Here is a 12,222-nt window from a genome sequence, read left to right as displayed (position 1 = left end):
TATGTCACACCTGATAAATAGAGCACTCTGGGAAATTATCAGCCAGAATACTTCTGACTCCGAGTCGGAATGGCTGACTGAAAAAGGGAATTCCTCACCCATTGAGTTAATGACCGCTTTCGTTTCTTCTCCACGGTTTTTGCCAAAAAAAATTGTAAATGTTGAATTAGAGCAGGAAAAAGCTCTGAATAATATTGTTGCCGGTTTTTCGGTAAATGGCTGGAGCCTGGTCCGTTTGTCTCGTGTGTGGCTATTGACACAATTGGACGAAACGGAAAAGGAGACGTTTATTAAAAATATTGAAACGCTTTTTGATACAGCCGAAATGAACGAGCTCGTGGCGCTTTATTCAGCGCTTCCGCTTCTGGCATATCCTGAACAGTGGCTTTTCAGGGCAACGGATGCGGTTCGTTCCAATATGGGATTTGTGTTTGATGCGATTGCATTACACAATCCGTTTCCTGCAAAATATTTCAGTGAGCTTGCGTGGAACCAGCTCGTGCTAAAAACGATTTTCAATGACAAGCCGGTCCATTTTATTACCGGACTGGAAGAAAGAGAAAATGCAAATCTGGCACTTATTCTTTCAGATTTTGCTCATGAGCGTTGGGCAGCAGGCCGCTCGGTAGCGCCTAATGTGTGGCGTTTGGTGAGTAAATTCATGAATGAGCCACTTTTATCGGATATGAAACATTTGTTTGAATCACGTCAGACGCAAAATCAGGAGGCTGCTGCGTTGGCATGTTATGATTCTGAATATGCACCTGCAAAAGCACTGTTATCCGAATATTCTGAATGCGAAAAATCAATTACGGAAGGGGCTCTAACCTGGTCCAGTCTTGAAATTACTGACTTAAATACCTATGTGCCAACATTGCAAAGATAGTAGCGCGCCCAATCCATCGCATTTTGAGGAAGGCGACGGGCTGGCAAATTCTCCTGCTCACATTGATATGGCATGGAGTGAATATAATGAATTGATCAAAGGGATGCGGTTTTTTGATCCGCATATTCATATGGTTTCCCGTACAACCGATGATTACCAGGCAATGCGCCAGGCGGGAATCGTTGCGTTGATAGAGCCTTCTTTCTGGGTTGGCCAGCCTCGTACAGGACTTTCAAGTTTTAAAGATTATTACAGCAGTTTGGTAGGATGGGAGCGTTTCCGTTCTTCGCAGTTTGGTATAAAACATTATTGTACGATGGGGCTAAATTCCCGTGAAGCAAATAATGAGCCGCTTGCGGAACAGGTAATGGAGATTTTGCCTTTATATATTTACAAAGAAGGAGTTGTAGGCATTGGAGAAATCGGTTTTGATGACCAGACGCCTGCGGAAGAAAAATATTACCGGTTGCAGCTGGAATTGGCAAAAGAAGCAAAACTTCCGGTGCAGATCCATACGCCGCACCGCGACAAAAAACGCGGAACGGAACGCAGCATGGCGATCGCGCTGGAACATGGATTGGATCCTTCCTGGGTGATCATTGACCATAATAATGAAGAAACTGTAAAAAGTGTTTTAGACCAAGGATTTTACGCAGCTTTCACGATTTATCCCTTTACCAAAATGGGTAATGAAAGAATGGTTAAGGTTGTGGAACAATACGGTCCGGAGCGTATCATGGTTAACTCTGCTGCTGACTGGGGGATTTCAGATCCGTTGGCGATTCCTAAAACAGCTGCTTTGATGAAAATGCGTGGTATTTCTGATGAAACAATTCGTATGGTGACGTATCAGAATGCAATTGATGCATTTGGAAAAAGCGGACAAATTGATGTTTCTGATTTTGAAAGCGGGCTATCTGTTGAAAAAACAGAGAAATTTCACGGTAATTCAATTTTGCGCGGAGGCCAGCAACCTGACGTTTCCAAAGATTCCTTAGTAATTCAATAATCGTGGCTGAATTAAAACCCTATTTACAATTAACAAGGCCAGCGAATCTGGTTACTGCCGTAGCTGATATTCTGGCAGGGATGGCGATTGCACAATTTACATTTTCAAGTTTCAATCCGGCTTTGCTGGTTGTTTCCACACTTGGACTTTACGGCGGCGGCGTCGTGATGAACGATGTTTTTGATGCTAAGCTGGATGCGATCGAAAGACCAGAGCGCCCGATTCCAAGTGGAAAAGTACCTTTGAAATCCGCTACGATTTTAGGGTTGACTTTACTTTTCATTGGTATTCTCGCTGCAACATTATTCAGTTACCAAAGTGGAATGATAGCGGTTGTCGTGGCGGCACTTACAGTTCTTTACAATCGTTTTGCTAAACATCATGTGTTTTTTGGTCCGCTTACGATGGGAATGTGTCGTGGAGGAAATTTGCTTTTAGGTATGAGTGTTTTACCGGAGTCATTTCAACAATGGAGTTTCGTAGCACTTTTGCCGATTGCCTATATCGCAGCCATAACTTTAATTAGTCAGGACGAAGTACATGGAGGGAAAAAAAGAACGCTTTATATAGCCGTTTTTCTATATCTGGTTGTTTTGACGGCACAATTATTGATAGCTGACAGACAGGGAAATGTGCTTTTTGCACTTCCATTCGTTCTTTTGCATGCCTGGTTAATCGGTCGTCCACTATACAATGCCATTCAAAATCCGATCGGACCGTTGATTGGGAAAGCAGTGAAAGCAGGTGTTTTATCATTAATTGTGATGAATGCTTCCTGGTGTATGGCTTTTGGATTGTGGCCGGTTGCACTGGCAGTTTTAGCTTTATTACCATTATCAATACTTTTAGCACGCGTTTTCGCGGTAACATAAAATAATAGAATGCAGGGGAAAAAGATAAGAACTAAGTCTTTCTGACATTCAGTCATCCATTATTGTTTTTTCAAGATGCAAACCATAAAACAGAGTTTCAAAATAGAGTATAACTATTCTATTTTTTTTACACACAATCTTTTTAATGATACCAATAATCTGTTAAGTGATTTTTTTAGCGCTTACACGGAACAAGGATTTCAGCGTAAAGTACTGGTTGTGGTGGACGGAGGATTTCTTTCCTTTTATTCAGGATTGGTGGATGATATCAAAAACTATTTTGCAACGCAGGTAAAACATATCCAGTTAGCAAAAGATGTGATTGTGGTACCTGGTGGTGAAGCATCGAAAAACGATCCGGATTTGTTTGAAAAACTGGCGCGGGCTGTTGATATATATGGCATTGATCGTCACTCTTTTGTGATCGGTATTGGTGGAGGAGCCGTTCTGGATCTGGTTGGTTATGCCGCTGCGGTTTCGCACAGAGGTATTAAACTGATCCGGATCCCAACAACTGTTTTATCCCAAAACGATTCGGGTGTTGGTGTTAAAAACGGGATTAATTTCCATGGAAAGAAAAACTTCCTGGGCACATTTGCACCTCCGGTTGCAGTATTTAATGATCTTACTTTTTTGAATACGCTGGATGATCGCGACTGGCGTTCAGGGATTTCGGAAGCTATAAAAGTGGCCTTGATCAAAGATGCTACTTTCTTTGACTGGATAGAAGAAAATGTAACGGCTTTGGCGGAACGTGACGAAGCGGTAATGTCCTACTTGATTCATCGTTGCGCAGAAATGCATACGGAACATATCGGAAGCGGTGACCCGTTTGAATTTGGTTCTTCACGTCCGTTGGATTTTGGTCACTGGGCTGCGCATAAACTGGAATATCTGACTGATTTTGAAGTTCGTCACGGCGAAGCCGTGGCCATCGGAATAGCGCTGGATTGTGTGTATGCCAATAAGATCGGAATGCTTTCGGATGCGGATCTGGACAGAATCTATAACGTATTGGTGAAGTTGGGTTTTGATCTTTATCATATCAAACTCGCAGAAAACGACAAAATTAACCTGAGAAACGGCTTACAGGAATTCCGTGAACACTTGGGTGGTCGGTTGACCATTATGCTTTTGGAAAAGATAGGAAAAGGTGTGGAAGTGCATGAAATGGATGCTGATATCATTGCTGAATCGGTAGATATTCTTGAAAAATATATTTCTGAGAAAAAGGTTTTAACGGAAGGTTAACAGCCTTTTGATAATCTTCATCAGAATCCTAATTTGCAATTTCCTAAACCAGAAAGTATGATTACCCCATTCGGCCATTTAACCTATTGCAGCAATATTCATCCCGGAGAAAAATGGGATGATCATTTCAAGGCTTTAAAAGAAAATGTTCCTTACATAAGGCAACAACTGGCCCCTGGCGAACCTTTCGCGCTGGGTTTGAGACTTGCAAATGACGCCTCAATTGAACTGATCAAACCGGAACGTCTGGCAGAATTTAAAAGGTGGCTTGCCGAAAATAATGTATATATCACCGTCATCAATGGTTTTCCGTACGGTGGCTTTCACGCAACGCGTGTAAAAGACGACGTGCATACACCGGATTGGACAACATCTGATCGGGTGGATTATACCAAACGTCTTTTTACAATTTTGTCTCAAATTCTTCCGGAAAATACAGAAGGCGGCGTTTCTACTCCTCCTTTATCATACCGTTTGTGGTGGAAAACAGAAGAAGCGAAGCGTAATACTATTGACATAGCGACTAAAAATATCCTTACCGTTGTAGATCATTTGATCTCAATAGAAAAAGAATCCGGAAAGGTAATGCATCTGCATATTGAACCGGAACCAGACGGAATTCTGGACAATACGGTTGATTTCGTAAACTGGTACCGCGACGATCTTCTTCCAACCGGAATTGCTTATTTGAAAGAGAAATACGGGTTTTCAGAAGATAAAAGCAAGGAGACGATTTTACACTACGTCCGTCTTTGCTATGATATCTGTCACGCCGCTGTGGCTTTTGAAGAGCCGGAAGATATCTTGAATCGCCTTGACGAAGTTGGCATAAAAGTTGGAAGGATTCAAGTGAGTTCTGCCTTGAAAGTTGACTTTTCAACAGATCCTCAGACCAAATACGAAGCGATCAAAGCATTTGACGAGCCGGTTTATCTGCATCAGGTAGTAGCGCAAACTAATGACGGTAAAAAATATTATCCCGATCTTCCGGAAGCTTTGGAAGATTATAAAGAAGGTAAACAAAAAGAATGGCGCGTACATTTTCACGTTCCCTTATTTATCGATTCTTACGGCGCACTTGATTCAACGCAAAATGCAATCGTGAAAACGCTTGCTATTCATAAAAAAACGCCTTTCGCTCCTTGTCTGGAAGTGGAAACTTATACCTGGGGCGTGTTGCCGGAAGACATACAAAAACCTATTGGAGATTCTATTGTGAGGGAAATGGAATGGGTGAAAGGAGTGCTTTTTAATGGTTAGTTGTTAAGGATTAATTGTTAATGGTGGAGCAGGAGAGGTCTGGAATAATTCGTGATTTATTACTTTTCAACTTCTTATAGAGTTTCTGGAAAGGAAGGGTCATTTGGGTATTTGATAACTCTATCGAAGCTTTCTGTTTCTGGAAAACGATTTGTTGTTGRGGAATTTYCTGRCTCCTTTTGGAGCCTCGTGTTTATAGAAATAATTTGGTGTCTGAATAGGTCCTTGGAATTTCGGTGCTTTCTGTTTCTGGAAAACGATTTGTTGTTGAGAAATTTCCTGACTCCTTTTGGAGCCTCGTGTTTATAGAAATAATTTGGTGTCTGAATAGGTYCTTGGAATTTCGGTGCTTTCTGTTTCTGGAAAACGATTKGTTGTTGAGAAATTTTCTGGCTCCTTTTGGAGCGTCGTGTTAATAGAAATAATTTGCTGTCTGAATAATTTCTGGATCTTTCGGAGCCTCCTTTTTTCAGAAGCTGATTGATTGTTGAGAAATTTCCTGGCTCCTTTTGGAGCCCCCTGTTTATAGAAATAATTTGCGTCCCTGAATAATTCCGGGCTCCTTCGGAGCCTCCTGTTTGGGGCTTTGCATTACTAATATATTCGTTACTGAATTAACTTCGAAGTTAAGATCAAAATGAAAAAAACTGTTGTCATCGATATCGTTGCGCTTAGTGCCAATTTGATTGGAGAACATACTCCGTTTTTGAAAAAATATGTTGAAAAACGTCATCTTACTTCAATAAAACCGGTTCTTCCTGCGGTTACTACTACTTCACAATCTACCTACATCACCGGGAAATGGCCGGTGGAGCATGGTATTGTGGGAAATGGCTGGTACGATAAAGATGACTCAGAAATAAAATTCTGGAAACAATCGAACAAACTTGTTCAGGCTGATAAAATTTGGGACGCGGCGAAAAAGGCGGATCCAACTTTTACTTGCTCGAAAATGTTCTGGTGGTATAATATGTATTCGACGGCCGATTTTTCGGTAACCCCTCGTCCGCAATATCATGCCGATGGCGTTAAAGCACCGGACTGTTATGCTTATCCGCCCGAATTAAGGGATGAACTGCAAGAGAAATTCGGCCAATTTCCACTTTTTAGTTTCTGGGGACCAAATGCTAATATAAAATCGACAAAATGGATTGCAGATGCTTCCATGTATGTGGACGATAAACATAACCCGACTTTAACGCTTATATATCTTCCGCACCTGGATTATTGCCTGCAAAAATTTGGACCTGATTTTTCCAAGATCAGTAAAGAACTAGGTGAAATCGATAAGATTGTTGAAGATCTGGTAACGTTTTACCAAGCGAAAAATGCCAGCATTATTCTCCTGTCAGAATATGGGATTAATCCTGTTAGCAATCACATTGATATCAACCGTATTTTAAGAAAAGAGGGGCTGATTTCAATAAGAACAGAACGGTGGTATGAATTATTAGATGCTGGTGCGTCAAAGGCTTTTGCTGCCTCTGATCACCAGATTTCACATGTATACTTAAACGATCCAAGTGTAAAAGACCAGGTTATAAAAGTTTTAAAAGCAACACCCGGAATTGATCTGGTTCTTGACAAAGAACAGCAAAAGGAATATCATTTGAACCATGACCGTTCGGGAGATATTGTTGCCGTTGCGAAACCGGATAGTTGGTTTACCTATTACTATTGGCTTGACGATGCAAAAGCACCCGACTTTGCACATCTTGTTGAAATTTTCAAAAAGCCGGGATATGATCCTGTTGAGATGTTTATGGATCCGAAAAATCCATTTATCAAACTTCGTGCTGGGTATAAGTTAGGAAGAAAGTTATTAGGATTCAGATATCTGATGGATGTTATTCCGTTGGATGCAACACTCGTAAAAGGATCACACGGAAGTGTGAATGTGCCGCGTGAATATTTCCCGATTCTGGTTACAGACGAGCCGCAAACAAAAGAAATTGAGGCTGTGGATGTGTATGATGTGATTTGGAATCATTTGTTTTAAGCGTTCGCCCCGATTTGCAATCGGGGTTGTTTGTTTTTTGCCCAGTTAGAAATCAATAAAAGAACTGCTTCATTCATTATAAGAATCGAGACTAGAATTATGAATCAAAATCTAAAATATTCCGGACAATGGTTTTTACCTAATAGCAACGAAAGGGTATTTGGCACACTTACATTTGAAAATAATATAGGTTGTAGGTTGGAACTAATGGGAGAATTAAATGGTGAAAATGCCAATTTTACAGACATCCCAATTATTCTAGGAGTTACCTCTGATTCGAAACAGATAACATTAGTTGATAATTTTTTACTGTCAAGGGGAGGGTCTACTTTAAGACAATATCACGAAATTGGAACTCCTTTAAATATCTATGCTATAAATAATATTTTAGAGGGTGCTCATTTTTTTAGTGTAGATGAGCTTATGTTCAATAGCTTGAATGCAGAATTGTACAATCTTGATGAGTGGCTTGGAATAAGCGGATTTGACACAAAGAAACTGGATAGCGATGACTTATCTAAGGTCAATATTAATTATAATCTTCCTGACAATATTAATTTTATTATCAATCCAAAATTAAAAGGGAGTTTCACATTTCACATCAAACATCCAACCATCTATGCTTATCAAAAGGATATTTCGGTAAAACAAAGTATTCGATTCGTTTTACAAAATGAAGAGAAACAAACTCTGGCGGACATACTATATCAACTTTTTATATTTCAACAGTTATTAGTAATCTCTTTGTATAAAGAAACTTATCCAATAGCTATTGAGCTATTCACTGACAAAAAAATGACAGAGAGTGAATCTTCCAAACATTCGAAAATAATATTGTATAAGTCCTATTCTAAGAAAAATATTGATTTTAGGATTAAAAATTCTTGGAATATGTTAATCAATTATCAAGATATAAAGGATACGTTTCCAAAAATTATTGAAACTTGGTATGAAAAATATGAAAACGTAAAACCTGCAATTCAACTGGTTGTTCAGCAATTTTTTAACTCAACATTCAACGAAAATACATTTTTAAATTTAGCCCAAGCTGCCGAGACTTTCCATTCACGGTTTTATGATCATGAAAGAATACCAAAAAAAGATTACAACAAAATGAAGGAAGATATTCTTGACGTAGTTAAAGAGCCATCTTATGTTTTTTGGTTGAAAAACCAATTTCAGTTTGGTAATAATTTAACTCTTAATGACAGATTAACAGAATTGCTGGTAAAATATTCAACCGAATTTTTGGACAAGGCAATAGGTGATAAAGCTAACTTTGTGCAAATTGTAAAAGAAAATAGGAATTACCTTACCCATTACAATAAGAATAAGGAATCCAAAGCTTTAAAAGTTTTTGACCTTCATAAGCTATCGGAGCAGTTGAAACTTCTTTTAGTAAGCGCTTTTTTTATTGAAATAGGTATCGAAAAATCAATTCTGGAAAAAAAGATTTTAGAGACGGGATATCTTAATTTTAGAGTTTAATTGTTGATATTGTTTTTCAAAATTAGTCATACATATTTTTGAATAAATAAGCTCGTGAAAGATGTAAAACCTTCCACGGACTTATTTTTTTAACACCCTACAAAATTAATAAAAGAATTGCTCTAATATAACTTTTCCGTCTTTAACCTGATAAACACATACTTCTTCCATACTCATTCTTCCACGTCCTTTAAACGTCGCATCGAGTGTCCAGGTAAGGGCAAAACTGTTAGCAGCAACAATAGGATCCGATATTTTAGCACCATGGAATTCTTCTACATCGGCTTGAAATGCAGCTGATTTTGCTTTAATGGCTTGCAGACCTTCCACTACCCGAGGCCCCATCATGTCGTTTGCTTCAATACTTTGTGCATTGTCTGCAAACAGAGTTTCCAGTACTTCGTCAATTTTACCTTGGCGACAAAGCTCTACCAATTTGTTAGCTACTTCTGAGGTTGTCATTTTATTGGAATTTAAAGTGAAAAAAATATAATTTACTTTGTAAATGAGATTTGGGCTGGTATAATGGGGCATCTTATTTCTTGTGGTGCCCCAGTTCAAAACTTACTTTAAGATTTCCGTTTTTTACATTTTCATGCGAATACACTACTTCACACTCATCCGCATAAATTTCTCCGTAAAAAATAGTGTTAACCTTTCCTTTGGGAAGTATGCAGGTATAAGATGAGTTACCCGGATGACCAACATATTGAAAATAAACTTCTGCTGAATCGTCTATATTACCTTTCGCAGTAATGGTAAACGGAATGCCGAAGCTTATTGTATTTGATTTTATTCTATCAACAAAAGGAGTAAATCTATCCCAGCCAAAAACTGTATCTCTGGAAACATCCTTTACCTCGAATTTGTCTCCAAACTTTCCAACTATAAATGGCAGGGGGAAAAACAGTGTTTCAAGATAAATGAAAACAAGGAGCAATAGAGAAAATATAATAACGCCGAACGCTATTAATATTAATACTTTCATAAAGACATTCGATGTGCTTTTTACTATCGATTTTCTCATTTTTCAAAACATTCGTTTCCTCATGACGTTTAATATGAAAAAAGTAACGTCATGAAAACCACTCACATCCCACTTTTACTCACAATAATTTTAGGCGTGTTGATAATCGGTTGTTCGTCCTCGGATAAGGAAGTCACCGAAGTAGATACCGGATCTGATAATACCATTGCGGCTATTGATGCCTTCCCAGCCCTTGCATTCAGTTCTCCGGTTGAAATAAAAACACCGGCAGATTCTTCAAACCGAATTTTTGTTGTCGAGCAAGCAGGCGTTATCAAGGTTTTTGATAATAATAGTGCTGTCTCTTCAAGTTCTACTTTTCTTGATATAAAAAGTAAGGTAAGTTCTGGTAATGAGCTGGGACTTCTGGGGCTGGCTTTTCATCCAAATTTCAAAACGAACGGTTATTTCTATGTGAATTACACAAAAAGTAATCCGTTGCAAACCGTGATTGCCCGCTATAAAGCCAATCCTTTAACGGGAAATGTTGCCGATGTTTCCAGTGAAACCATTCTTCTAACCTATAATCAGCCTTTTTCGAATCACAAAGGAGGCTCCTTGCAATTTGGAAAAGATGGTTATCTGTATATCGCGGCCGGTGACGGTGGAAGTGCAGGTGATCCGGCAAATAACGCACAGAATAAGAAAAGTTTTTTGGGAAAGATATTAAGACTGGATGTTAACGTAACTACAAAAGGCAATTACGGCATCCCGGCCGACAATCCTTTTGTTGGAAACACGGAAGGCTTCTACGAAGAAATTTATGCCTATGGTTTGAGAAATCCATGGAAAATAAGTTTTGATACAGGTTCTGACCGGTTTTTCGCGGCAGACGTAGGACAAAGCGTCAAAGAAGAAATAAACCTGATCACGAAAGGTGGTAATTATGGCTGGAAAATTAAGGAAGGGAAAAATTGTTACAGTCCTTCTTCTAATTGCGATGCAACGGGTTTGATTGAGCCGGTTTTGGATTACGGAAGAGCTGATGGTGATGTTTCAATTACGGGAGGTTATGTTTATAGAGGTTCTACGATCGCCAGTTTGGCAGGAAAATATATTTACGGAGATTATGCCAGCGGCAGGATCTGGGCTTTGGAACTGGATGGAAATACGGTTAAGGCTAACACGCTTTTGATGAAAATCAGCGGCACCATTTCTACGTTCGGGCAGGATTCTGAAGGAGAAGTTTATTTCGCTAACTATGCGAGTGGAAAGATTATGAAGCTCGGTGTGAATTAAGATTGTTTTCGAATTGTAATAAAGCCTTACTTTTGGCTGAGGTTTCGTTTTTTAACAATTCGGCCAAAGCAGGTTCTGGTACATTCTTTTTCGATTTTGAGAAGGAATTAATAGTATTCGACGGAAACATGAGTTTTTTAAATAATACCAAAATAACAGTAATAGGAGGAGGGAGCTGGGCGACGGCGCTTATCAAAATCTTATGTGAACAGCCCAATATTCAGATCCGCTGGTGGTTACGGAATGCTAAGGATATTGAACATATCCGTAAATTTCACCACAATCCAAGTTATTTGAGCGATGTTTATTTGTCTCCTAAAAAAGTAAAAGTATACGAGAAAACCCGTGATGCTGTAAAGGGTGCAGATTTTGTGATTTTGGCGGTTCCTGCGGCTTTTATTCAGGAATCATTGCAGGATCTTAACGAATCACATCTGAAAGGGAAACGAATCGTTTCTGCAATTAAGGGAATGATTCCCGAAGAAAATATTCTGGTGACGGACTGGGTTTCGGAAAAATACCATGTCCCGTTGCATGATATTGCCGTGATCGCCGGTCCCTGCCACGCGGAGGAAGTCGCACTTGAAAAACAATCCTATCTTACCATCGCGTCCACGGATGCTGTCTGCGCCGAGGATTTTTCCAAATTGATGACATGCCGGTTTGTTACTGCACATCCGCTGGCTGATTTATACGGTGTGGAATATGCGGCGGTTATGAAAAATATCATTGCCCTGGCTTGCGGGATTACGCATGGTTTGGGAAATGGTGATAATTTCCAGGCGGTAATGGTTTCCAATGCCATGCAGGAAATTCGACATTTTGTAACGGCACTGGATCCTCGCGAGCGTCAGCTAAGTACTTCTGCCTATTTGGGTGATTTGTTGGTGACGGCCTATTCCCAATTCAGCCGGAACCGTTTATTTGGCAATATGATCGGTCGCGGATACAGCGTAAAAGCGGCTCAGCTTGAAATGAAAATGATTGCGGAAGGTTATTACGCTACCAAAAGTATTTATGAACTGAATAAAACATTACACGTAGATTTACCGATTACAACCGCCGTTTACAGGATACTTTACGAAGAAGAATCTCCGTCTGTTGTGATTGAAGAATTGAAAAAGAACTTAAAGTAGTAGCCCATTTTGTACTAAAACGGGTACTTGAAAACGAGACTACTCACCTGATTTC

Annotated in this window: 11 protein-coding genes; 9 read left to right on the top strand and 2 right to left on the bottom strand. The window is 39.5% G+C overall.

The features are described from left to right. Position 1: 1 nt before the first annotated feature. The 7 genes from FDK13_RS12810 (at position 2) to FDK13_RS12780 (ending at position 8,765) form a co-directional block, all read left to right on the top strand. Complete coding sequence (locus FDK13_RS12810; protein WP_137340383.1) at positions 2-886, top strand: EboA domain-containing protein; 885 nt, start codon at positions 2-4, stop codon at positions 884-886. Continuing rightward, positions 864-1,895 (top strand): TatD family hydrolase, encoded by a 1,032-nt coding sequence (locus tag FDK13_RS12805; protein WP_137340382.1) that lies wholly within the window; start codon positions 864-866, stop codon positions 1,893-1,895. The genes FDK13_RS12810 and FDK13_RS12805 overlap by 23 nt, the downstream gene beginning before the upstream one ends. A 2-nt stretch (positions 1,896-1,897) precedes the next feature. Further along, complete coding sequence (gene eboC / locus FDK13_RS12800) at positions 1,898-2,767, top strand: UbiA-like protein EboC (RefSeq protein ID WP_137340381.1); 870 nt, start codon at positions 1,898-1,900, stop codon at positions 2,765-2,767. A gap of 75 nt (positions 2,768-2,842) precedes the next feature. After that, complete coding sequence (locus FDK13_RS12795) at positions 2,843-4,018, top strand: 3-dehydroquinate synthase (protein ID WP_137340380.1); 1,176 nt, start codon at positions 2,843-2,845, stop codon at positions 4,016-4,018. A gap of 57 nt (positions 4,019-4,075) precedes the next feature. Further along, on the top strand, positions 4,076-5,278 hold the full coding sequence (gene eboE / locus FDK13_RS12790) for a metabolite traffic protein EboE (RefSeq protein WP_137340379.1): 1,203 nt from the start codon (positions 4,076-4,078) through the stop codon (positions 5,276-5,278). A gap of 637 nt (positions 5,279-5,915) precedes the next feature. Then, on the top strand, positions 5,916-7,277 hold the full coding sequence (locus FDK13_RS12785) for an alkaline phosphatase family protein (RefSeq protein ID WP_137340378.1): 1,362 nt from the start codon (positions 5,916-5,918) through the stop codon (positions 7,275-7,277). 99 nt (positions 7,278-7,376) lie between these two features. Beyond that, complete coding sequence (locus FDK13_RS12780; protein ID WP_137340377.1) at positions 7,377-8,765, top strand: ApeA N-terminal domain 1-containing protein; 1,389 nt, start codon at positions 7,377-7,379, stop codon at positions 8,763-8,765. 105 nt (positions 8,766-8,870) lie between these two features. Here FDK13_RS12780 and FDK13_RS12775 read toward each other — a convergent pair whose 3' ends face one another. Beyond that, positions 8,871-9,227, bottom strand: coding sequence for a SnoaL-like domain-containing protein (locus FDK13_RS12775; protein ID WP_137340376.1), 357 nt, complete (start codon positions 9,225-9,227; stop codon positions 8,871-8,873). A gap of 73 nt (positions 9,228-9,300) precedes the next feature. Beyond that, positions 9,301-9,792 carry a hypothetical protein gene (locus FDK13_RS12770; RefSeq protein WP_137340375.1) on the bottom strand — a complete coding sequence of 164 codons (492 nt, stop codon included), beginning with the start codon at positions 9,790-9,792 and terminating at the stop codon, positions 9,301-9,303. Between the two features lie 51 nt (positions 9,793-9,843). Between FDK13_RS12770 and FDK13_RS12765 the strand changes: the two genes are divergently transcribed. Continuing rightward, entirely contained in the window at positions 9,844-11,031 is a 1,188-nt protein-coding gene (locus FDK13_RS12765) for a PQQ-dependent sugar dehydrogenase (protein ID WP_137340374.1), read from the top strand. Positions 11,032-11,159: 128 nt separating this feature from the next. Further along, positions 11,160-12,167, top strand: coding sequence for an NAD(P)H-dependent glycerol-3-phosphate dehydrogenase (locus FDK13_RS12760; RefSeq protein ID WP_137340536.1), 1,008 nt, complete (start codon positions 11,160-11,162; stop codon positions 12,165-12,167). Positions 12,168-12,222: the final 55 nt, after the last annotated feature.

This window comes from Dyadobacter frigoris (assembly GCF_005280585.1).
GTDB lineage: Bacteria > Bacteroidota > Bacteroidia > Cytophagales > Spirosomataceae > Dyadobacter > Dyadobacter frigoris.
The sequence above is the reverse complement of the archived record's forward strand: the minus strand, read 5'-3'. Positions and strand labels throughout refer to the sequence as shown.